The organism is Vibrio sp. Y42_MX_L11, assembly GCF_024181785.1.
In the GTDB taxonomy this organism is placed as follows: Bacteria; Pseudomonadota; Gammaproteobacteria; order Enterobacterales; family Vibrionaceae; genus Vibrio; species Vibrio diabolicus.
This window is the reverse complement of record NZ_JAMZAP010000011.1, coordinates 125,288-148,662: the sequence shown is the minus strand read 5'-3', so window position 1 is coordinate 148,662 and position 23,375 is coordinate 125,288. Positions and strand designations below refer to the sequence as shown.

Annotated in this window: 22 protein-coding genes and 1 pseudogene; 19 read left to right on the top strand and 4 right to left on the bottom strand. The window is 46.2% G+C overall.

Annotated elements, in window-relative coordinates; all coding sequences use genetic code 11:
* Positions 1–3 precede the first annotated feature (3 nt).
* From NL643_RS13230 to NL643_RS13215, 4 genes are read left to right on the top strand one after another with little or no spacing between them, the layout of a single operon-like run.
* Entirely contained in the window at positions 4–552 is a 549-nt protein-coding gene (locus NL643_RS13230) for a rod-binding protein (RefSeq protein WP_005395292.1), read from the top strand.
* Positions 553–1,926, top strand: a complete 1,374-nt coding sequence (gene flgK, locus NL643_RS13225; protein WP_005395291.1) for a flagellar hook-associated protein FlgK — start codon at positions 553–555, stop codon at positions 1,924–1,926.
* Positions 1,927–1,937: 11 nt separating this feature from the next.
* Positions 1,938–2,837: a flagellar hook-associated protein FlgL gene (flgL, locus tag NL643_RS13220; RefSeq protein WP_005395290.1), complete on the top strand. Its 900-nt coding sequence runs from the start codon at positions 1,938–1,940 to the stop codon at positions 2,835–2,837.
* A gap of 17 nt (positions 2,838–2,854) precedes the next feature.
* Positions 2,855–3,895: a flagellin gene (locus tag NL643_RS13215; RefSeq protein WP_253644569.1), complete on the top strand. Its 1,041-nt coding sequence runs from the start codon at positions 2,855–2,857 to the stop codon at positions 3,893–3,895.
* An 87-nt stretch (positions 3,896–3,982) separates the two neighbouring features.
* On the opposite strand, the gene NL643_RS13210 is transcribed toward NL643_RS13215, so the two are convergent.
* Positions 3,983–6,637, bottom strand: a complete 2,655-nt coding sequence (locus NL643_RS13210; protein WP_253644568.1) for a DUF2339 domain-containing protein — start codon at positions 6,635–6,637, stop codon at positions 3,983–3,985.
* A gap of 424 nt (positions 6,638–7,061) precedes the next feature.
* Between NL643_RS13210 and NL643_RS13205 the strand changes: the two genes are divergently transcribed.
* The 4 genes from NL643_RS13205 to NL643_RS13190 all read left to right on the top strand — a co-directional run bounded on the left by NL643_RS13205 (position 7,062) and on the right by NL643_RS13190 (position 11,255).
* Positions 7,062–8,861, top strand: coding sequence for a sodium:proton antiporter (locus NL643_RS13205; protein WP_203347666.1), 1,800 nt, complete (start codon positions 7,062–7,064; stop codon positions 8,859–8,861).
* Between the two features lie 239 nt (positions 8,862–9,100).
* Positions 9,101–10,120 carry a type 2 isopentenyl-diphosphate Delta-isomerase gene (gene fni / locus NL643_RS13200; RefSeq protein ID WP_074189797.1) on the top strand — a complete coding sequence of 340 codons (1,020 nt, stop codon included), beginning with the start codon at positions 9,101–9,103 and terminating at the stop codon, positions 10,118–10,120.
* A 192-nt stretch (positions 10,121–10,312) separates the two neighbouring features.
* Positions 10,313–10,576 (top strand): DUF3012 domain-containing protein, encoded by a 264-nt coding sequence (locus tag NL643_RS13195; RefSeq protein ID WP_005395285.1) that lies wholly within the window; start codon positions 10,313–10,315, stop codon positions 10,574–10,576.
* Between the two features lie 280 nt (positions 10,577–10,856).
* Positions 10,857–11,255, top strand: coding sequence for a GFA family protein (locus NL643_RS13190; protein ID WP_104973401.1), 399 nt, complete (start codon positions 10,857–10,859; stop codon positions 11,253–11,255).
* A 96-nt stretch (positions 11,256–11,351) separates the two neighbouring features.
* Here NL643_RS13190 and NL643_RS13185 read toward each other — a convergent pair whose 3' ends face one another.
* Complete coding sequence (locus tag NL643_RS13185; protein ID WP_047008015.1) at positions 11,352–11,702, bottom strand: rhodanese-like domain-containing protein; 351 nt, start codon at positions 11,700–11,702, stop codon at positions 11,352–11,354.
* A gap of 269 nt (positions 11,703–11,971) precedes the next feature.
* On the opposite strand from NL643_RS13185, the gene NL643_RS13180 reads away from it, so the two are divergent.
* From NL643_RS13180 to NL643_RS13155, 6 genes and pseudogenes are all read left to right on the top strand, one after another.
* Positions 11,972–12,262 carry a co-chaperone GroES gene (locus tag NL643_RS13180; protein ID WP_005373989.1) on the top strand — a complete coding sequence of 97 codons (291 nt, stop codon included), beginning with the start codon at positions 11,972–11,974 and terminating at the stop codon, positions 12,260–12,262.
* Between the two features lie 33 nt (positions 12,263–12,295).
* Positions 12,296–13,894, top strand: coding sequence for a chaperonin GroEL (gene groL, locus NL643_RS13175; protein ID WP_005395280.1), 1,599 nt, complete (start codon positions 12,296–12,298; stop codon positions 13,892–13,894).
* A 105-nt stretch (positions 13,895–13,999) separates the two neighbouring features.
* Entirely contained in the window at positions 14,000–14,209 is a 210-nt protein-coding gene (locus NL643_RS13170; protein WP_005395278.1) for a hypothetical protein, read from the top strand.
* A gap of 155 nt (positions 14,210–14,364) precedes the next feature.
* On the top strand, positions 14,365–15,336 hold the full coding sequence (locus NL643_RS13165; protein WP_253644567.1) for a leukocidin/hemolysin toxin family protein: 972 nt from the start codon (positions 14,365–14,367) through the stop codon (positions 15,334–15,336).
* 197 nt (positions 15,337–15,533) lie between these two features.
* Positions 15,534–15,800 (top strand): annotated as a pseudogene (locus NL643_RS13160) (LysR family transcriptional regulator); the annotation flags it as partial.
* A gap of 59 nt (positions 15,801–15,859) precedes the next feature.
* Positions 15,860–16,231, top strand: a complete 372-nt coding sequence (locus tag NL643_RS13155; protein WP_139060793.1) for a VOC family protein — start codon at positions 15,860–15,862, stop codon at positions 16,229–16,231.
* Positions 16,232–16,332: 101 nt separating this feature from the next.
* Here NL643_RS13155 and NL643_RS13150 read toward each other — a convergent pair whose 3' ends face one another.
* Complete coding sequence (locus tag NL643_RS13150; protein WP_253644566.1) at positions 16,333–16,554, bottom strand: hypothetical protein; 222 nt, start codon at positions 16,552–16,554, stop codon at positions 16,333–16,335.
* A gap of 123 nt (positions 16,555–16,677) precedes the next feature.
* Here NL643_RS13150 and NL643_RS13145 point away from each other — a divergent pair, with 123 nt between their 5' ends.
* A complete protein-coding gene (locus NL643_RS13145) occupies positions 16,678–17,205 on the top strand; it encodes a TetR/AcrR family transcriptional regulator (protein WP_253644565.1) in 528 nt (175 codons plus the stop codon).
* Positions 17,206–17,249: 44 nt separating this feature from the next.
* On the opposite strand, the gene NL643_RS13140 is transcribed toward NL643_RS13145, so the two are convergent.
* Entirely contained in the window at positions 17,250–18,200 is a 951-nt protein-coding gene (locus tag NL643_RS13140; protein WP_226420358.1) for a helix-turn-helix domain-containing protein, read from the bottom strand.
* A gap of 184 nt (positions 18,201–18,384) precedes the next feature.
* Between NL643_RS13140 and NL643_RS13135 the strand changes: the two genes are divergently transcribed.
* The 4 genes from NL643_RS13135 (at position 18,385) to NL643_RS13120 (ending at position 23,347) form a co-directional block, all read left to right on the top strand.
* On the top strand, positions 18,385–19,797 hold the full coding sequence (locus tag NL643_RS13135) for an ethanolamine ammonia-lyase subunit EutB (protein ID WP_005388715.1): 1,413 nt from the start codon (positions 18,385–18,387) through the stop codon (positions 19,795–19,797).
* Complete coding sequence (eutC, locus tag NL643_RS13130) at positions 19,790–20,674, top strand: ethanolamine ammonia-lyase subunit EutC (RefSeq protein ID WP_253644564.1); 885 nt, start codon at positions 19,790–19,792, stop codon at positions 20,672–20,674. The genes NL643_RS13135 and eutC overlap by 8 nt, the downstream gene beginning before the upstream one ends.
* A gap of 11 nt (positions 20,675–20,685) precedes the next feature.
* Positions 20,686–22,089, top strand: a complete 1,404-nt coding sequence (gene eat / locus NL643_RS13125; RefSeq protein ID WP_005398344.1) for an ethanolamine permease — start codon at positions 20,686–20,688, stop codon at positions 22,087–22,089.
* 187 nt (positions 22,090–22,276) lie between these two features.
* Positions 22,277–23,347 (top strand): nitronate monooxygenase family protein, encoded by a 1,071-nt coding sequence (locus tag NL643_RS13120; RefSeq protein WP_253644563.1) that lies wholly within the window; start codon positions 22,277–22,279, stop codon positions 23,345–23,347.
* The last annotated feature ends 28 nt before the right edge of the window (positions 23,348–23,375 follow it).

Genomic DNA, 23,375 nt, shown 5'->3' with positions numbered 1-23,375 from the left:
AGGATGAAACTAGACAGTACCAATGAACAAACTCAACTGAATTCGATGCTGTATCACGACAACAGCGCACTTGCCAACATCAAGCAGAGTCGAGATCAGGAAGGCGCGCTTGAAGTAGTAGCGGGTCAATTTGAGGCGATGTTTTTACAAATGGTGCTGCGTCAAATGCGCAGCAGCAGCGATGTTCTAGCGGATAAAGACAGCCCGTTTGCAAGCCAGCAGCAAGGTGTTTTCCGCGATATGTACGATGGGCAACTGGCAATGGAACTGGCAAAAAAGCAGAGCTCCGGCATTGCCAATATGCTCATCCAGCAACTTAGCCCCTCTATGCGCGAAGTCGCCTTTGATGCTGCGCGTAACATCTCATCTGCAAACGATGGTAAAGGTGCGAATTCTGAATCTATCTCACAGCTTGATGCTAACGAGATTGAGGGGAACTCAAGCTTATTTAATACCGCCTCTCAAGCCGTCGCCTCTGTAAAACAGGTGCTCGGTGAGGCCGGTATGACTACCGCGTTTTCTCAGCCGTTGATCAGGAAAATGGAGCTGTAAATGAACCTAGTTAATATTGCCCTTTCAGGTTTAGGCGCGAACCGCGTGGCCTTAGACGTAACGGCACAAAACGTGGCGAACGTGAATACTGTGGGCTACAGTCGTCAACAAGCATTGATGGCATCAGTCGATGACGGAAAAGCTAACCGCTTAAGCCCTGGTTTAGGGGTAGAGGTCACCAGCATTCGCCGCGTTACAGACCAATTTCTGATTAAGCAAACGTGGTCAACTAACAGTATGGCGGCGTACGCTTCTGGTTACACCAGCAACATGAGCCAATTGGAAAATACGCTAGGGGCCGATGGCTTCAGTATTTCTGCTGGTTTGGACTCTCTAAACGCTGCGCTTAACGATGCCACGGTTAAGCCTGAGTCGATCCCTTACCGTCAACAAATCATCAACGAATCTGAAGCGTTGGCGCGCCGCTTTAATACGCTTACCGAGTCTTTGCACAACCAACATAAAGATATGAGCGACCAGCGTAATGCGGCACTCAACCACGCGAATAGCCTCATGGAAAACATCGCGAAGGTAAACAAGCAGCTGGTTGAAATGCAAGGAACAGGTGGCAACCCATCGCAACTTATGGATGAACGAGATAAATTGATCGGCGAGTTATCTCAAACCATCGAAATCAGAACAACAGAACAGCCTGACGGCAGTGTTCAGGTAACGTTGACCTCTGGTCAGCCACTTGTGATGGGCACGGACCATGGCAAACTCGCAGCCGTTCCAGACCCTAGTGACCCTTACGTAGCAGACTTACACGTAACATTCTCAAGCCAAAGTTTTGCGATTGGTGACTCTCTTGGTGGCAAATTAGGTGCGATTAACGATTATCAAACCGATGTATTAAAACCAAACCAATTGGCTTTGAATGACATGGCGAAAGCGTTAGCGGATGAATACAACGCTGTGCTCGCTACTGGACAAGATTTAAATGGTAACCCAGGTAAACCATTGTTCAGTTACGACCCTGCCAACCCAGCGGCAAGTTTGGATATCACTGAGTTAACTCCAGGTGAGCTTGCTTTTTCAAGTGATGGTACGCCAGGTAATGCGGATGTGTTGCAGTCGTTGATTAATTTAAGCAACAAGCCTGTTTCTGTGACTGGCTATGGCTCAGTGAGTTTGAATGACGCATTCAGTTCTATGGTGGGTCAAACCGCGATTAAAGCACGCCAAGCAGACGCCGATTACCAAGCTAAGTTAGCCATGAACAAGCAAGCACATGCGGCTCGTGACAATGTGAGTGCCGTTAACAGTGATGAAGAAGCGGCTAACTTAATGACGTTTGCTAATGCACACAATGCCAACATGAAAGTGATCAGCACAGCGAATCAGCTGTTCGATTCTGTATTGCAGTTATTCTAAAGGAAACCCAGATGCGAATCAGTGACAATCAATTTAGCCAAATGATGCTGCAAAGTCTGCAAGGTAACAATGCAGGTCTGGGGCACGTGCTACAACAAATGACGACAGGTGAGCGTCTAACTAAACTATCTGACGATCCAATGGCATCGATTAAGCTGCTTAATTTGGATCGTGAAAACAGTGCCATCGCCCAATATCAAAACAATATCGCAAACGTCAAAACCACGCTTTCGAGTCAAGAAACACATTTAGACTCAGTGAAAGAGAGCCTAATGAGCATGCGTGATATTGCATTATGGGGCGCGAATGGCTCACTGACTGATCAAGACCGTACCGGTATGATCACGGAGCTAAAGAGCTATCGTGATTCAATTGAGTCGTCTTTCAATGCTCAGGATGAAGAAGGACATTACCTATTTTCAGGCACCAAAACTGACACCCCTGCTATAAACAGTGCAAGCGGTAGTTATGTCATCGAGGGCAACAGCGATAAACGTGTCGTGACGATTGCGAAAGGCGTAACGATGGATTCCAACATGACGGCAAAGGATATTTTGGACCTTGGTGGCGGCAAAAACGTACTGGATCAAATTAATAATCTAATTACAGAATTTGAGAACCCGAGTCCGAATTTCCAAGCTGAAGTGGACGCAAGCCTGAGTGCCATTGATGATACGTTGGCAAGCGTACTTGGCACGATGACGGAGATTGGTGGTCGACACAATAACCTAGATTTGGTTGGCGGTGCTCATGGTGAGAATAAACTGTTCGTCGATAAAGTATCAGGTGACCTCTCAGCTCTGGATTACGGTGAAGCATCGGTACGCTTGAGCAATTACATGGCGGCTTTGCAAGCAACGCAAGCGAGCTATGTAAAGATCAATGATCTATCGTTGTTTGACCGTCTATAAGGTTAGGAAGTTCTTTTATGGTAATGAGTACAGTAGAGGTTAGACCCCATAGCATACGCTTGGGTGGGCAAGAACAAGCCTCTATCATGCCGACCCGTTCTGCAGACTCAAGTGCTGCAATTAAACCGCGCCCGGCGCAAGTTCAGGCTGACACTGCGTCAGCCTACTCTGTCTCTGGGATTCAACTGACCCAGGGTCAGCAGCAAGCGACGGCAGTGCAGATCGCATCGAAATCGTTGCAGGTGATTGGCAAAGAGCTGACTCAAATTAAACGTGGCTTGACGCAAGCGGTGAATCAAGGCGTGCAAAATGTGCCTGGCTTGCAAGATACATTGGTTCGTTCTAAAGCCACTATTCAGAACGTTGTGGAGCATGCTCGTTTCGACGGCCAGAAAGTGCTCGACAACGAACTGCATTTAAAGCTAGATAAAGCAGACATTCGTCGCTTTTCTATTCCTGGCTTGAACGTACATCGCTTAAGTGACAAGGCTGAGCAAATTCGTTTGGATTTCCCTCAGGGTCAAGCGGTAATGATTCAGTTCGATGGACAAGCCGATGGTGCTCGAACTGTCAAAATGCTTGACCGAAGCTTGATTGCTTTAGGGATGCGTGCCTCATTAGCTGACGATGGCAGTATTTTATTTGAAGCCAGAGACAACGCTTATCAGCAAATGCAGCAGAAAGTGATGGTCACGGGCGAAGGGCACCGTTTTCCTGCGGGCCAGCCGAACGTTCTAAATCTAAAGTCAGAGCCAGATGGTATTGCAGAACTTGGGTTTGATTTGGCATCACGCGATGGCATGAAACAGACGATTGCCAAAGTGAACCAGCATCTAAGACAAGTGCAAACGAGCTTGCAGGAAGCGAAAGCATTTCATGGTGAATTGAATACTCAAATGCGCTCAATTCAAAATAAAACCGCGCAGCTTTCTGTGGATGATGTGAATGCAAAACTGGATGGTTTTGTGCAGAAGTCCGGTGAGTTCACCTCGACTTTTCAAGCGTTGAATGCACAAGCAAACGTGCGTCGTCATACGGTTGTTGCGTTGCTAAAATAACGAACACTCCAATGATTCCCGGCTTTGCATCGCTATCGCCCCCAATAACGAGAACGGTGCATTGTCGGGAATCTCTCTTTAATTCGTTTATGGTTCGAGTGCTTTTGCCACCGAGCGATTCAATTTCTGGAATAACCACCCAAGCGCGATTAAAGATGCTCCTAAACCTAAGAAGCTGATTGCTCTCCAGAACCCATCCAGAGAACTAACATCCCATAAGAATACTTTGAGTGCGACAAAAGCTAAAACCACTAGACCCACGCGCTGCATCATCAACCCTCTGTGTGTCACACCGCGCCAAGTAAGCAATCCACCCACGAGCAAACCTGCTACTGAATAACTGAACAGTTCTGCCATGCTGGTCGGTTGGTACAACATCATGGATGTGGTTTGCCAGAATTGACGGATAGACATACCTAACCAAATAGCAGCAAGTGCAAAGCCTAGGCTAGCAACCGCAAATCGATGAACCTGTAACGTATTCCAGCCTCTAAAGGTTGCGATAAGTAGGATGCAAGCTGGCAGCAACCAGCCGACGCTTAGCATATTAATGACGGGAAGAGCTTGGGCTGAGACGTTGTCAGTCACCAATGGCGACTCTGCCGTATTAAGCAAAATTATCAGCAATGCGAAGGCACACCAAAGCAGGTAGCTGTAGGCTTCATAGATGCGGCTTAAGCGTTGTGCAAATTGGCTACGGTAGCTGTACACCAAACCCATAACCAACGCTTGGTTAGCAAAAACGATGGCGCTTGTGAAATCAAGGTGTCCCAAATAGCCGTACTGCCCAGTTAACCAGTAGTTGGTTTGGGTGAATAGCGCCATTAAGAATACATGCAAAAATGCGCCTTCAAACCAGTTGGTCAGTTCGAGGTCCACTTGCTTTAGCGTGGCTCGAGCATAGAGCAGGATGATGAGAGACGGTAGGTAACTCACAATAACCCAAGCCCAATGTCCTGCTTCTACGGGTTGCCATTCAGGGATGAAGGGTAAAAGAGTGAGGCGGATGACCAGTATCCCCATCGCGACTTTAATCGCCCAACTTGCGGGGCGAAATACCCCTGATTGAGTCTGTAACGCCATTACGGCAACTTGTATCGAGATGGCTGTCGTCAACCAGGTATCGCTTAACCAAACAAAGGCGACGCCTACAATTAAAGCGTGCATGACGGCTGAACATTCCAATGCTAGCGAATGTAAGCGTTGACCAAGTACAACGTAATAAACGGTCACCAATGCGCAGAATGTAGTCCAGGGCCACAGGTAGCCTTGCATAAATTCGTCGACATAAAACAACGTAATCAAACTCATCGCAGGAGCCAGTACCAACAGAAGCACGCCACTGAGTTGCGATCGGTCACTGAGTGACTGGCAATAAGTTCGACAGCAGATCAGTGCAATACTGGTGGCCAATGCGAGTAAGATACTGGCACCATGTTCTGGCATATACAAAGCGTCAAACGCGACAGTGAGGACAACAAGTGCGGTCGCAGAGACCAATATGGAAGGCAAAAATACGCGCAATGACCAACCTGTGCGAACCGCTGGGAGCCATATTGTCGCAACGAGCAGCGCATAACAGTACACCATTTGCAGTGTGTCCAATTCTGGCATTCTAGTGACAGCCGAAAAGGTCAATAACGCAATCGCGAGAGAGGTAGCGGTCGGCGGATTTGTCCACTTATTCTGGCAGTGATGATAACGAGGATTGAGTGTCCAACCCAGTCTTGGAACGGCGAAAATAAGATAAAGAGTAATGGAGAGATAAATAGCCAGCCAAGAAAAAAGTGTCTCAAGCGGCATGCTTTCAATGAGCAACAGCATCCAAACCACATGTGGAAGTGCGATGCTTGGAGAAATCCATGCACTACGCACTTTTTGCATTAGCAATGTTGCCGCGACCGATATCGCGCTGATATACCCAGCTAATAAGAAGTAATTAGGCTCGCTTCCACCAATCCATAACGGTGCGGTGTATCCACCAATCAGACCAAGCACCGCCATCAACGGCCCTTGCTGTAAAGATAGAGCCAAGCTACAAAATGCAGCAGCGGCTAAGATGATAAGCGAGACACTAGGCGTCAGCATTTGATAAACAACAAACGCAAAGATAACCGTGCAGTAAATGCCAGTTAGCCCGGTTCCGGTAACGGCGGCAGGCACATAAGTAAAGCCTTGGGCTCGTGTTGCTCGTTGAGGATTTTGTTGTTCTTTGCGGTGGAACCATTCGCCAACAAGCACCATAAGTAACGAGAGTACAAACGCAAAGGACACACGCATAAATGGCGAAAACTCAATGTGACTACCAATAACCTGTACGAGATACCCCCCACCAATTAGCATTGCCAGCGCGCCCACCCAAACCAACCAGTTTTCTTGAATGTTGCTAAACAGGCTCTGCACTCTACTTGGCAATATAGACTCTTGTTCTTGACTAAAAACGTCCAGTTGAACTTCGCTTGCCTGGTATTGAGCTTGATGTGTTGCGTTTGGATAAGATGCTCGGTCGGTAATCGGGTCATGCTCCTTAGAGGATGAGGAGTTTGCCTCTTTTGTTACCTCTTCAACGCTGGATTGTTGACGCGTTGGTTGGTTCGAGTCCTTATTTAGACTGACTCGCAGTGATGTTACCTCTTCACGAAGTTTGGTTAGCTCTTTTTCTAAAAGTGCTGCTCGGTTGGCGGCTTTCACTCCGATGAGGATGGCGAGCAACGCCATGAACAGTGCTAGTATTACGTACAATCCATTTCTCCTTGCGTACGTCGCGTGACACACGATTCTTAACTTTGAGCACGTACGCTAAAGCTTAGTCCAAGCGCTTTGCCTTAGCTTCATATAGTGCTAGGTTCCGCGCTTTCTTTAAGAATCATTCTACATAATGAAACTCAATGCGTAATGATGAATTCGACGAAGCGACATACTTGTGTGTCACTTTAAGATCTGATGAACAGAAATGAGTCGTTAAGTCATTGGGGTTCAACTATATTCATAACTCTGATGCGATACCCAAGTGACCTCAAAAATGTGCATTTCAGAGGCGTGCTGTCGAAGAGTCGAAGGTAAGCCGTTTAGTCTGCATGCCAAGTCATGCTTATTGAACCGCACGCCCGAGGTTATTTGGGTATAGCGCATTCACGCGAAAAAAGACAAAACAGGTAAATGATTAATGCAAGTGGGTAATGAAGCGCTGGTTCTATCAGCGGTTGGGGTCATTGGTTTAGGTTGTCAGTGGTTGGCATGGCGATTGCGCTTACCAGCGATTTTATTTTTGCTGCTAGCTGGGTTGATTGTCGGGCCATTTATGCAGTGGTTAAATCCAGATGAGATTTTAGGGAATTTGCTCTTTCCTTTGGTTTCATTGGCGGTTGCGGTGATTCTTTTCGAAGGCAGCTTGACCCTAAACTTTAAAGAAATTCGCGGTGTGAGTGGCTCAGTCTGGAGTATCGTTTCCATCGGGGCCATCATTTCGTGGGCAGCAACCAGTATTGCGACGCACTATTTCCTCGGTTTTACTTGGGAGCTCGCCATGTTGTTCGGCAGCTTAACCGTGGTAACAGGTCCGACGGTGATCGTGCCACTTCTTCGGACGGTAAGGCCTAACAGTACGCTTGCTAATATTTTACGTTGGGAGGGGATCTTGATTGACCCACTCGGTGCGCTTTTTGTTGTGATGGTTTATGAGTTCATCGTATCGCACAGCGCGATAAATAGCGTTGAAGTGTTCGGGACGCTCATTGCCGTGGGCGTCATTCTTGGTGCAGCCTCTGGCGCAGCAGTCGCGACAATTATGCGCCGTGCGTGGCTACCGGAATACTTGCAGCCATTTGCAGTTTTGATGATCGTGCTCGGCGTATTTTCCGTCTCCAACCATATCGAGTCTGAAGCCGGATTACTCACGGTTACTGTAATGGGTATGTGGCTTGCCAACGCAAAGGGCATCAATATTCAACAAATTCTGCACTTTAAAGAGCACTTGACCATATTGCTGATCACCGGCCTATTTATTTTCCTTGCTGCACGCATCAGCTTGGATGATTTTGCTGCGCTGGGTAGTGGCGCGTTATTGCTGTTTGTATTTATGCAGTTGGTGTCGCGTCCGTTGTCGATTTTCCTCTCAACCATCCGTAGTAACTTGAGACTTAAAGATAAACTGTTCCTGTCTTGGGTTGCACCGCGCGGTATTGTCGCTGCCTCTATTTCGTCTCTTTTCGCGATCAAATTGACCGAATACGGTATTGATGAAGCGATTTTACTGGTTCCTATGACCTTCATGGTGATCATCGGAACGGTTGTTTTACAAAGTGCAACGGCACGTCCTGTCGCATTGATGTTGGGCGTCGCGGAGCCAGCGCCACGTGGCTTCTTGTTGATTGGTGCTAACCGAGTAGCAAGAGAAATTGGTCAAGCGTTGGCACGTTATGACCGCCGCATATTGATGACCGATTCTAACTGGGAGTACATCAGTCAAGTTCGTATGTTGGGGCTGGATTACTACTACGGGAATCCGATTTCTAGTCACGCAGATGACAATTTGAACCTGATAGGGGTGGGACAAGTCGTTGCATTAACGCCTGACCAGCATTTCAACATTATGGCTTGCATGCAATTTGTCGACGAGTTTGGTGAAGATAAAGTTCACTGCTTGCAAAAAGTGAAAACCAACGGCAATGGTAGCGAGAAGCACTCTGTGGCTCAGGAGTACCACGGTAAATTGCTGATGGGCGGTAACGTAAGCTATACCCAGCTGGCCAGTTTGTTGAGCCGCGGTGCAGAGATAAAACACACGAAATTGAGCGACAACTTTACGTATCAAGACTATTTAGCACACCACAAAGGGAACTCGGTAGTACCGTTGTTCCACGTTGAAGAAAAAGGAAAAATTCAATTCTGTGATGACCCTGAGCAGTTTGCTCCAACCACCACAAGCACCGTTGTGTCTCTGATTCTGTCAGAAAACGCAAAGTAAATTAGAGAAGTATGCGGCCCATTTTTATCGTGGTGTCTTGCACGCTGATTACTTCAACTTGGAGAAACACTCGCCTGCTTGTTTAAAACGGAAGGCAAGTTTCTCTTCCTATAATGTCAGAGTAAGTCGTGATTCATTACTGGTTTCGGAAAAGTAATCTCGTGAATTCAGAAAATTCGCATTGACGTTACTGATAAGGATCGCAATACTGCGCGACTGTTTTACTTTAGGGTGACATTATGGCTCCGCAAACTAACCGAAAAGATTTACATCTAGATGCTGTTTTACATCATGACATGAGCATGAAGCATAAAACGGCGGGCTTTGAGTCTGTCGAGTTTGAACACTGCGCGCTGCCAGAATGTGACTTTCAGGCGATCGACCTGTCGACGGAGTTTCTTGGCCACCGATTGGCGCTGCCGTTTTTGATTAGCTCGATGACAGGTGGAGCGAAAGACGCTGAAGTGATCAATTGTCGTTTGGCTGAAGCCGCCAGTGAATTAGGCATTGCGATGGGCGTGGGGTCGCAGCGTATTAGCTTAGAAGAGCGCCAACACGCAGGTCTAGGCAAAACCATTCGTGATTTAGCCAAAGATGTGCCGCTTTATTCCAACCTTGGAGCCGCTCAATTGCGCGACAAAGGTAAACTTGATAATGCGCAGCGTGCGGTTGAATCCATTCAAGCGGATGCGTTGTTTGTACACGTAAACCCAATGCAGGAAGCGTTTCAGAAAAATGGCGACCATAATTGGATTGGGGTCTTACACGCTATCGAGCAGCTTAAATCTCGCGTGAATGTTCCGATCATTATTAAAGAAGTCGGTTTTGGTATTAGTGGTCACGTTGCGCAGCGATTGGTTGACGCCGGTGTGGATGCCATTGACGTAGCGGGCGCGGGTGGCACAAGTTGGAGCGCGGTTGAAGGCTATTGCCAAGATAACCCGAAAATGCAGCGTGCAGCCGAGCTTTTCCGCGATTGGGGCATCCCAACGGCAAAATGTTTGACTCAAATAAGAGCACAGCATCCTACATTACCTTTGATCGCCTCAGGTGGTGTGCATAACGGACTTGAAGCGGCGAAAGCCATACATTTGGGCGCCAATCTCGTTGGGCAAGCGGGCGCAGTCTTGAAAGCGGCTACCATAAGCACTCAAGCGGTGGTCGAGCACTTTGAGCAAATGGCGTTAGAGTTACGTTTAGCATGTTTTGGCACGGGTTCTTCTAAGATCAGTGCATTAACGCAAGCGCGCTGCCTATAGGTGTTTATGGTGTCATTTACGCAGCTTGGCTCAATAATTTTTCGGTGTCTTAACACGTAGACTGATAATTTCGTTATAGTTGATACAAAAGTCACTTCAACAAGTGATTGCTTAGTTCAGACCGTTGAATGGGCATTTGTTGAAGCGATTGAGTTTTATTTTAATATTGTTTGCAACTGGAACCTTAAATTTATGAAAAAACTAGTCATGCTGATGTTGGCGGCTTCTGCTTTAACCGCTTGTAGTGATGAAGTGGGCACTGAAGGCTGGTGTAACGACATGCGCGATAAGCCAAAAACAGAATGGACAGCAGACAACGCAGTAGACTTTGCGAAGCACTGTGTTCTTCAAGATGGTGTGGGCAGCGAGCAATGGTGTGAGAACTTGAAAGATAAGCCAAAAGGTGACTGGAGTGCAAACGAAGCTACCAGTTTTACTAAGCACTGCATTTTCTAAGCACTACACTTTCTCAACAAGGCGTCTCTCATTAAGAGCGATGACTGTGTTAGACAAAATATTAAGAAAACACCAAGCGTCTTGCTTGGTGTTTTTGTATCGACAATAGCTTGAGCTCTCATGTGATGAGCGCACCTATCTTTCCTCTGAATAGAGTGTTTTACATTTTCGTTTCATTTTTGAAAACCTGTATTACCTGCCTTTAATTTTTCGCATTGCAGTGGCAAGGTGTCGGTGTATTCGTCTAATTCAATTAGATTCATAACAAAAAGGGACTCAAATGGAAGTACTCAAAGGCTCATGTCTGTGTGGTAAGGTGAAATTGGAAGTGGCAGATGAATTCAAGTACATGGGAAATTGCCATTGCTCGGAATGTCGCAAGTTCACAGGTTCCGACTACTCGTCTGCAGGTGGTGTCGCTTTGGATAAGTTGTTAATTGTTCAAGGAAAAGAGGATATTCAGACTTATCAGAAAAGCGAAAATACCATGTTATGTTTTTGTCGCCATTGCGGGTCGAGCCTGTATTCGAAAAAGAACAATGGGATTGTCAATATTCGCTTAGGTGTCTTGGATGATGCACCATCCCACAAGCCAAATTTCCATATTTTTGTCGCGTCCAAAGCGCCGTGGCTTGAGATATCGGATAACCTGACTCAGTTTGAGGCCGGGCCCAAATAGAGTAGTAGCGGAAGAGATTTATTTAGTAACAGAGGGCGTTGCAATAAGTCTGCAACGCTCTCTGTGCTTTTATTTTTGAAATTAGAACAGAGATGATTATTTGGCGTCTTGCAGTTCTTCTAAGCCACCTGCATTGTGCAGATTCGTGAACCCTTGCGATTGCAAATATTGATACGCTTTACCAGAGCGATTACCACTGCGGCAGTACAATACGATCGCTTGATCTTTATCGACGTCTTGGAAATGTTTATCAAGCTCAGATAGAGGGAAATTGACCGCATTGTCTACATGCCCCTCAGAGAACTCTTGCGGCGTGCGTACATCGACAATCATTGCGCCTTTCTCAATCAGTTGCCACCCTTGCTCAGCACGCTCAGAAGCCGCCACGTTGGGAGAAAGCAAGCCAACGCACAATGTTGCAAGAAACAGAGATACGACCTTTTTCATTGTTTGATTATCCTTTTTAAGAGTATGTAACCACTCTAGATTTGATTGAACACATTTTCCATCATAAAGAGGTTTTAAGTGGTCGTGAATGTCAAAAGTTTCGATAGAAGATTTTATTCAATTCAATAAAAAATTTTTATGAAATCCACCTCTTGAACTCCAATTTTTCGACCTTATTATTCTCATCGAAAGCGAGCGGTCGACTCGCAAATCCATCTTGATGTTTATTCTGTCTTTTATTTTTGGTTCCAAGTAGGAGGCACTTAAAAATGAAAATTCGTCCTTTAAATGACAAGCTAATTGTTGAAAGACAAGAGGTGGAAAATAAATCTGAAGGGGGAATCGTTTTAACTTCTCAGTCGGTTAAAAAATCAAACCGCGGGAAAGTCATTGCTGTTGGTTTAGGTAAACGCCTTGAAAATGGCGAACGTGCTGCGATGGAAGTCAAAGTGGGCGACCAAATCATTTTCAATGACGGTTACGGCGTGAAAACCGAGAAAATTGACGGCGCAGAATACTTGATTCTGTCCGAATCTGATGTGTTAGCAATCGTTGAGTAATTATTTTTGTAGTAGTTTTTTGAGGAGATAATTATGGCTGCAAAAGACGTATTATTTGCTAATGACGCACGTCAAAAAATGCTGAAAGGTGTGAACTTACTGGCGGATGCAGTAAAAGTGACACTAGGCCCTAAAGGCCGCAACGTTGTGCTTGATAAATCTTACGGCGCGCCAACCATTACCAAAGATGGTGTGTCTGTAGCGAAAGAAATCGAACTGAAAGACAAGTTCGAAAACATGGGCGCACAAATGGTGAAACAAGTGGCGTCCAAAGCGAATGATGAAGCGGGTGACGGTACAACGACGGCTACTGTACTGGCGCAATCTTTCATCAACGAAGGTCTTAAAGCGGTAGCTTCTGGCATGAACCCAATGGACCTAAAACGTGGTATCGACAAAGCCACTGAAGCGGCGGTTGAGAAACTACGTGAAATGTCTAAGCCATGTAGCGACAAAGAATCCATTACCCAAGTGGGTAGCATTTCTGCAAACAGCGATCGCGCGATCGGTGAAATCATTGCAGAAGCGATGGAAAAAGTGGGTCGCAATGGCGTGATTACGGTGGAAGAAGGCCAAGGTCTAGACAACGAATTGTCTGTGGTTGAAGGTATGCAATTCGACCGCGGTTACTTGTCGCCATACTTCATCACTAACCAAGAAAATGGCAGCGTAGAGCTAGACAACCCTTACATCCTATTGGTGGACAAAAAAGTCAGCAGCATCCGCGAGCTATTGCCAGTGCTAGAAGAAGTGGCGAAATCTTCTCGCTCACTATTGATCATTGCTGAAGATATCGAAGGTGAAGCGCTAGCGACATTGGTTGTGAACAACATGCGCGGCATCGTGCGTGCGACTGCGGTGAAAGCACCTGGTTTTGGTGACAACCGTAAAGCGATGATGGAAGACATTGCGGTACTAACCGCAGGTACGGTCATCTCTGAAGAAATCGGCCTAGAACTCGAAAAAGCAACGCTAGAGCAACTAGGTAGTGCGAAGAAAGTGACCATCACCAAAGACACAACAACCATCGTGGGTGGCGCAGCAGAAGCAAGCGCGATTGCTGATCGTGTGGCTTCGATTGAAAAACAAATCGAAACAACCACCTCTCAATACGACAAAGACAAGCTTCAACAACGTGTTGCGAAGCTTTCTGGCGGCGTAGCGGTGATCAAGATCGGCGCTGCAACCGAAGTTGAGATGAAAGAGAAGAAAGACCGCGTGGACGATGCGCTACACGCTACTCGCGCAGCGGTTGAAGAAGGTATTGTTGCTGGCGGTGGTGTTGCCCTAACTAAGATCGCGAAAGAATTGGCGGATCTAAAAGGCGACAACGATGACCAAAATGTGGGTATCCGAGTTGCGCTACGTGCAATGGAAGAGCCTCTTCGTCAAATCGCAACCAACGCAGGTGACGAAGCTTCAGTTGTGGCGAATGCTGTCAAAGCGGGTGATGCCGATTACGGTTACAACGCTGCAACAGGTGAATACGGCAGCATGATCGAAATGGGTATCTTGGACCCTGCGAAAGTAACACGTTCAGCGCTTCAATTCGCGGCGTCTGTTGCTGGCTTGATGATCACGACTGAAGCGATGATCACCAACCACGTTGAAGACAAAGAACTTGATATCTAACGTTATCAATCGTTAGTGATTAAGTCAGCGTTAAAACAACAATAACATTGCAAAACCTAAGCGGGCTCGCTTGAGCCCGCGAATCAGTCATTTGAGGTAAGTGTTATGACCCGTTTACCTGCGTTTTCTTTCTCAATATCTGAGCCGAGCGGTAATGAAGCTTCGTCAACGTGGCCGACGGCTATTCACTTCCCCCTCGTTCCAGCTGGGCCAGAGTTTTCGATCGAAAATGCTCTGCCTAAACGTCCGACAGTGACGATATTCACTATCGATCTGTCTCAGTTATTTAAAGGGGACGCTCGGGTCATCCATTAACTGTATCGAAACAGCCAGCGTAAGTTGGCTGTTTTTTTTTTATTTCTGGGTGTAGGTCAAATTATTGATAATGTGAATCGTTTTCGTTTGGTTGTTGCTACTTGTTCAATGTGTTAGCTTAAATTGGGACTGTTCCCAAGTGAGGTAATAAAATAATGAATAAGAAAATACTGCTTCCCTTAATGTTAGGGATTTCCGCTACTGCCGCTGCTTCTGATAACAAGGTTGTAGAAAGTGTCTTGATTGATGACATCGCGCTAGAAGGTTACTTGAAAAAAAGCTATGAGGTCGTGATGCAAAGCGAGCCTGAGCTTTTCCCGTATGCGTTTCGTGGTAGCCGTGTGCAAATGAAGTTACTGGTTGAGTTATTCCATAATTCAAAGAACGACAAAAAAGCGGCTCGCGTGATCACTCTAGGGAATGGTTATGTACCAGGTAATCCGGGTGTAAAACACACTTACGATGCTGCGATTGTGGACCGTTTTACTCAAAACTACCCAGTCGCATTCGACTACAGTATCTATCAAGCGGGTGGCACGCCGGTATTTAGTGAGGATTACTCACCGCAAAACGAAGCCAATGATGTTTCCGTATCGACAACCACGGTTGCTCCGTCTATCGGCTTAACCGCGACTGCAACACCGGGCTCAGCACCAAGTTTTTCTGGCTCGTTGACGACCGACCTGGGTGTGGCTTATACGTCTCGCTACTCAAGTAAGGATTACGTCACCGCAGCCAAACCAAAGGCTTCCATGGAACGCGGTATGGGCGTTAAGTGGACCACCTCTCTTAGCCAAATTTACACCAACGATTACCAGTACTACGGTAAATGGGCGGGCGTTTACCACTACACAGGTTGTTCAAACGAGAACCTATTACCAGAAGAGAACTTGCCGCGTTTGATCTACGGTTTCAAACCGAAATTCCAGTATGTGTTCACACCAGAATTTGAGCGCGGAGAAGAGCCAAAAACGGAGATGATCGCACGAGCGGGCATGAAAGAAGTTGAAGAAGGTTTCTCTCGCAATGCGTGTAACTGGTACGATCAAGGTACAACTAGCCACTACACTGAGGCACAAATTCGCTTCACGATTGATTGGGATACGCTAACCGTTATCACTCAATAAACGTTTCACTTATCAGACCGAAGGTTTGTGGATTGTAATGCGGCTCTAGTAGCCGCATTTTTATGGTCGAAATCTGATCGCAAGCGCATTAAGTCTTTAAGCCCAGCATCGCGCCGAAAATGACCAATCCCGCCCCACATGCTTGGGCGGATTGGCAGCAATCAACACGTTGTGAAACCTTCAACGGCAACACTTAGCAATCATTTGCGCATTTTTATTTTTGCATACAAGCCGCGGTGGATAGCTTAGGCTCGGCGATGGGATCGTATCCTTTTGTCATGGACGATATTAAGCGTGGTAATTTGGTCGCACCATTTGGGTTTTCTCCATCAGGTTGCAATTACGTTTTATTGAGTCAAGATAAAAAGCGTACAGAACTCGAACATAAATTTATCACGTGGTTACAAACGCAAATGGCAGAGTGTGTGTCACTGTCATCACAGCAGATTACGCAAGGCGAATAGAAGGCGTAGAGCGAGATTACGTCAGTCAGTTTTATGGAAAAAGGCTTAGGAAATTGGAAATGGACAACCTCAATATTGTTGAAATCAAATCATTTGTTCCTGCGAAAGATTACGCGCTGTCAAAACGTTTTTATGAGGCGATAGGCTTTGATATGGCGTCAGACTTCGGTGATGTGGCGTACTTCTCTCAAGGTAGTTGCGCGTTTCTTTTACAGAATTTTTATGAGCCAGAACACGGCAACAACTTCATGATGCACTTGCTCGTAGAAGACGCAGAAAGCTGGCATCAGCACTTATCCAAAGTGGGCCATGAGGAATTTGGATCGCGTTTGACTGAGCTGGTCGAGCAACCTTGGGGCATGCGCGAATGTTGTTTGTTTGACCCTAGTGGCGTTTTATGGCGAATCGGTCAGAACATGAATACTGACTAACGCCAGTCCTCTTTTCAGAACATCTATATCGAGCAGGTATTGATATCTCGATACCTGCGCGTTTTGTTTTTTGCTTAACCTTGCCAACGTTTCTCGCGCACTCACGCCTTTTTCGAGGTGGTGTGCGATGGACTGACCCCAAAAAGCTCCTCAAGCAGCATGGCTTTGAGTTCCGCCCGGACTTCTGCCCCACCGATTAACGCCAAAAGTGCGAGCCCACCTGGGATGAGAATCACCATCAATATTGGTCTTAAAATATAAGAAAAGCAGAATATGGTCGGCAAGAAAATCAATCCTTGGACTAGTTTGTTTAATACGAACATGAGCGATTCCTTTTGTTTTTATATAAAATTGAGCGTGCTCATTTTTATAATTGAGCGCGCTCAATTTGTCAATGTCAGCCGCTAAAGGTATGATCCTTTCAGGCTCATTAAGCAGATACATCAATGACGAAGCGACAACAAACCAGAGACAAAATCCTAAAAGCCGCGTGGGCATCTTTTGCTCAGAATGGCTATGACATGACGACCACAAGGCAGATTGCGAGAGAAGCAGGAGTCGCCGATGGTACGGTGTTCAGCCACTTCCCGACCAAACTGTCGATTTTGCGCGAAGGGATGCTGACGCAACTGCAACAGATCAGCCAAGAGACGCTAGTCAGTGTGGAAGGTAAGACAGCTATCGACATTGGTTTGGCGCTGACGGAGAAATACTATCGCTACTATTTTGCGAACGTCGAGCTGAGCCGAGCCTTGTTGAAAGAGGTGATTTGGGATTTGGATTATTACCAGTCGTTTAACCAAGCTTTGTTTGAATCTTCAAGCGGAAGCTCTGTTCTTGAAGACAAGATGCCGTTGATTTTTGACTGCTACTTCATGACGCTAATCGCACATTTGAGCCGTGCAGAACCGGATGTTGAAGCGGCACTTGAAGACCTTCATGCTAAGTTTCAGAAAATCATTGCGACTACATAAAATAGCCCCAACTCAGAATCCGAAAGAATATACTGCCTGTCATTTTATTTGCTGGACTCCCATTTTCTCGTTTCAGTTGGCGTCTCACCAAATAGCCGCTTGTAGCTTTGACTGAACTGCCCGAGATGGAAAAAACCAAAGTCAAAAGCGATTTCTGCAATCGTTCGATTATCTTCAGGGCTTTGTAGCACTCTACGTACTTGATTCAGCCGAATTCGGTGTATGAATTGCTTTGGGGAAGTATTACAGCAATGTTCAAAGGTGTACTGTAGTGTGCGACGACTGACGTGTACTGCGTCACACAGTTCACTGACGGTTATCGGTGTACGGTAGTCTAGATCCTGTAGCTGTTGTTTTATACGGTGCATCACGTGTTGACGATGAGAGATTGATATCGGATGGCTCGTGTGCAGTGAACTGAGTGAGAACAACTCCAGCACAATATCTTTTAAGATTGCTTGATGTGTGGTTTCAGACCATCTTGGCTCGGCGGAACCAAGTAACGTGCCTAAGTAGTATTTAAGTTGTTGAATGTGTTTTTCCGTCAAACCCGTTAAGTGCAATGTGTTGTTTTGGATACTCCCAAGCTCAAGTTGATTTTCTATGATGTGAACGAAGTTTTTGTCGAGCACTATTCCATAGATAGAAAACTGCTCCGGTGTCATTAACTCAAAATCAGCGCCACCTTGCCTAAGCAAAAGTTGGCTTGAATTAAACTGACTGTGATTTAGGTGTAGCGGCTTATTTTCCGCACTCAAACCCAACCAAATACCTCCCTCTTCAACCCTGCATTGCTGTCTTAGCGAGCGGTTACTGTCTTCACGAAATACATGGAAATTGGGAAATCGTCGTTCTCGAATTTGACCTAAAAATCGACCATCGCTGAGTTGGTCATATTCCTGTTGCCAGTTTATCAGACTCGCAGCTTGTTGGTTTGCATCCTTAGTGTGATGGATGCACAGCATTGGTGCAGTTTGGGGCATTTGGTTACTCATCCTTGTGATACTCATTCCTTTTTTGTGAGTCATGTTGGAGCAGTATTTATATAACTCATTGTTTATTATTGGTTTATAAATGTTGCCAGTTTTTGATAACGCTACGGAACACATTTGGCAATACTTTCTTAAAGCTTATTGATAGTTCAGCAAAAAGCGAACCAAACAGTGAAGAGGAAGAGCAATGACGGCAACTTATCGTCGGCAACAAGGCAGTAAAGTCTATACCTTTAAGTCATTAGCTGACTTGATGGCGAAAGCGACACCGGAGCGCTCAGGCGATGCGTTAGCTGGGGTTTGTGCTCAGTCAGCGGCAGAACGTGTAGTCGCACAAATGGCGCTGTCTGAGTTACCACTTAAAACGTTTCTTAACGAGGCGGTTATTCCATACGAAAGCGACGATATCACTCGCCTAATTATCGATACGCATGACCTTGAAGCCTTTAAACCGATTGAGCACTTGACGGTCGGAGATTTTCGAAATTGGCTGCTGAGTGAAGAAGCCGATGGTGAAACGTTGGCTAAAATTCGTCAAGGTTTAACACCAGAAATGGTGGCCGCAGTCAGTAAGATTATGCGCAACCAGGATTTGATTCTCGTTGCTAAAAAATGCCAAGTTGTCACGGCTTTTCGGAATACGATTGGTTTGCCGAGTCGCCTGTCTACTCGCTTACAGCCGAATCACCCCACTGATTCTCTCAACGGTATCGCAGCGACCATTTTTGATGGTCTGATGTACGGAAATGGCGATGCGGTTATCGGTATCAATCCGGCAACAGATAATGTGCCTCAAGCTATTAAGTTAATGAACTTAATGGATGAGGTGATTCAACACTATCAAATACCGACTCAGTCTTGTGTGTTAACTCATGTCACGAACACGATCGAAGCCATTGAAATGGGTGCACCAGTCGATCTCGTTTTTCAGTCGATAGGCGGCACGCAAGGGACGAATGATACCTTCGGAATCGACTTGTCGATTTTGAAAGAGGCCCATGAAGCCGCGTTGTCTTTGAATCGAGGTAGTGTAGGAAACAATGTGATGTATTTTGAAACCGGACAAGGTACAGCGTTGTCTGCGAATGCATTTCATGGGGTCGATCAACAGACTTGCGAAGCTCGTGCTTATGCTGTCGCGAAACAGTTCGATCCTTTGTTGGTTAATACAGTTGTTGGGTTTATTGGCCCAGAGTACCTGTTTGATGGCAAACAGATCATTCGTGCTGGGCTTGAAGATCATTTCTGTGGGAAGCTGCTTGGTTTACCTATGGGTTGCGACATCTGTTACACCAATCATGCCTATGCCGATCAGAATGATATGGATAACTTGCTGACACTATTAGGTGTTGCCGAGTGCTCTTTCATCATGGGTATTCCAGGGTCTGATGACATCATGCTCAACTATCAAACTACCTCATTTCACGATGCTCTTTATGCAAGAAAAGTACTCGGTTTGAAGCCAGCTCCAGAGTTTGAACAATGGTTAATGGAGATGCAGATTTTCGAGAGCGTGCAAGACGTTCGGTTAAGTGAGCAAATCTCTCGCTCGTTTTCGGGAGCAATTAATCAACTGAATAAGGGGTATTCTCATGGGTAAAGTGATCACCATTTCTCAGTCCACACAAGACGAGTCTGAAGTTGTCACACACAATCCTTGGGGCAAGTTACGCGACTTCACCTCTGCTCGGATCGCTCTGGGTCGCAGCGGAAACAGTGTACCAACCAACGAGTTACTCTCATTTCAGCTGGATCATGCCCAAGCTATGGATGCAGTGCATTGCAGTTTGAATATTGAGTCTCTCGTTGCTGGTTTGTCGGACTCTTACTCGATTCTTGAAAATACCTTAGAGCCTCCAGTGGTAGTGAGCAGCCAAGTGAGTGATCGGCTTATGTACTTGCAAAGGCCCGATTTAGGACGGCAGCTCGATGAATCTTCTTGGAAAACGCTCAACTCGATAGCAAATGAGCATAACACTGACATTGATCTTGCGATTGTTATTGCTGATGGACTTTCTTCCGTCGCAATTCAAAACCATGCCGTGCCTGTTGTTACGCGATTGATTTCTCTTTTAAGCGCTGATGATGAACATCAATGGAAATTCACACCTATCACAATCGTAAAGCAAGGAAGAGTAGCAGTAGGGGATGATGTTGGTGAATGTTTTAACGCTAAGGCCGTGCTGGTTTTAATTGGAGAGAGGCCAGGTTTAACTTCTCCGGATAGCATGGGTATGTATCTCACTTGGGGGGCTAAACGAGGCTCTAAAGATTCCCAAAGAAACTGCATTTCCAATGTGCGCCCTCAGGGGCTCAGTTATGACGATGCCTGTGAACGCGCATTTTACTTGCTCAAGGAGGCTCGAAAATTACAACTGTCAGGAGTGAACCTGAAAGATCGCTCCGACATCAATGAGCCAAGTGGCGCAAGCGTTGAAGATAAACACAGCGACAACTTTTTAATTTCATCAAAGTAGAAGGATTTACTATGTCTAAACATCAGGAGTACTTGGCCAAAAGGCAGCTAAAAAGAGGCACCGCAGGTTGGATTTTACTTGCTGGCTTAGGTGTCTCGTATGTTATATCTGGTGACTTCGCCGGTTGGAACTTTGGCATCGCTCAAGCAGGATGGGGAGGCTTTCTTATTGCTGCTATCGCGATGGCAGTAATGTATTTCACGCTAGTATTGTCTTTAGCTGAAATGTCTGCGGCTATTCCTGCTGCGGGTGGTGGTTACAGCTTCGCAAGGCAGGCGATGGGGCCGACAGGTGGCTTTTTCACTGGCTTATCAGTTTTGATTGAATATGCGCTCGCGCCTGCTGCGATAGTAATTTTTATTGGCTCAGCAGTGAATGAATTGGTTGGTATCGATGGCCCTGTTGTTTACGCACTTTTCTACGCCGTCTTTATCGCTATTCACATGGCAGGTGTTGGCGAAGCTCTCAAAGTAATGATGGTCATCAGCGGTTTGGCTGTGCTAGCTATTCTAATCACTGCTGCTGTGCTTATTGGTCACTTTGATGTTAATAACTTATTCGATATTGCTCCGGCGACGGCTCAGGCAACAGAAATCTTGCCGTTTGGGTGGTATGGCGTATGGGCGGCGTTGCCATTTGCAATGTGGTTGTTTCTTGCGGTTGAAGGTGTACCTTTAGCGGCAGAGGAAGCAAAAAATCCGGCAAAAGATGTTCCAAAAGGCATCATTGGTGCGATGTTGTTTTTATTACTAACCGCAACTCTAGTAGTCGTTCTTTTGGCTGGTGCGGTTGGTTCAAAGGTCATAGGCGATAGCGCGGTGCCATTAGTTGACGCGCTGAAGCTTACAGGCAATTCAACGATAGCAATGGCCGTGAACTTACTTGGATTGGCTGGTCTTATCGCTTCTTTCTTCTCTATCATTTATGGTTACAGTCGCTTGGTGTTTGCGCTTTCCCGCGCGGGTTATTTGCCGCAAACTTTGTCATTAACCAGTGACAAAAAAGTGCCTTCTCGTGCGCTTTTGGTTCCGGGCGTTTTTGGGTTCTTGGTTTCTCTTACGGGGGAGGGGGACTTAATCTTGGCGATGGCTGTTGTCGGTGCGACTGTATCGTACGCATTAATGTCCTTGAGCCATATTTTATTGCGAATTAAACAGCCGGAGTTAGCTCGCCCATATAAAACGCCTGGCGGGATAATTACTTCGAGTATTTCTCTGGTGCTTTCTTTGATCGCAATGACAGGTGTTTATGCTTTTGATCCCTCAGCCTTTTTCATGACAATGGGATTGTTTCTTATCGGTGGTGTTTATTATGGGTTGTACAGCCGCAACAAATTGGTTGCAGCAACCGCCGAGGAAGAGTTTGCCATGCTTTCTGTTGCAGAATTAGAGCTTGAATCAGATGTAGCACGATAGCCATTTCAATTCTTGTTCGCCACTACATCAAGGGAGCCATAGGCTCCCTTTGTCATTTCTATCAAAAGTGCATAGCGCACAAATGCATCACTTTAACTTTATAAGTGGTTAATCATGTGAAAGTCTAGTCTGGATAACTATGGCGCAGAGCCATCACAGGTAAAGGTTAAGTTTTCAAGGAAAGATCATGATAAACAAGGTATTTAATACACTTTTGGGAACAGAGTTACCGATTATTCAAGCGCCAATGGCCGGCGTGCAAGACAGCCAAATGACCATAGCTGTCAGTAATGTTGGCGGGCTTGGCTCGTTACCTTGTGGAATGCTGAACAAAGACGCCATCGTAAAAGAACTTCAACTTATCAAACAGGCAACCAACCGACCGTTCAACCTCAACTTCTTTTGCCATGAAATGCCGGAATATGACGCCAACAAGCACGAAGAGTGGCAAAAAACGCTGCAACCGTATTTTTCTGAAGTTGGTGCAACCGTACAGGCTCAGCCAAACGCTCCGACAAGAATGCCTTTCAATCATGATATTGCTGACGCGATTGAACCATTTGCACCGCCAGTGATTAGTTTCCACTTTGGTTTGCCAGACGATGAGCTGTTAGCTCGAATTAGAGGGTGGGGCGGGAAGATCCTTTCGTCAGCGACCACGGTGGATGAAGCACTATGGCTGGAAGCAAAAGGCGTTGACGGCATTATCGCCCAAGGCTTGGAGGCTGGTGGACACCGAGGCATGTTTTTATCGGATGATTTATCTACTCAATTAGGCTTGTTGGCGTTGTTACCGCAAATCGTTAAGCGCGTGAATTTACCTGTTATTGCTGCAGGAGGAATTGCCGATAGAAATGGTGTAGAAGCCGCGCTGAAGTTAGGGGCAAGTGCTGTTCAAGTTGGCAGCGCCTACTTGTTGTGTGATGAGGCGAAAACATCGTCTTTACATCGATATGCGATTGCCAGTGAGCGTGCGCAGCATACGGCGGTGACCAATGTTTTCTCGGGCAGGCCAGCACGAGGCATTGTGAATCGCGCGATGTCGGATCTAGGCTACATCTGTGAGTCTGCGCCGAAATTCCCATATGCTTCCATTGAAATGACTCAGTTAAGAGCGCTTATGGAGAAGCAAAACCGAGATGAATTTACGCCGTTGTGGTGCGGACAAAATTCGTCGGGTTGCAAAGAAGTTTCGGCAGCAGAAATGACACTGTCATTAGTGGAAGGGATTGATTTGAGCTTATGTTCCTCAGACTGATTTGGCCTGAGGAACACATTTCAAGTGA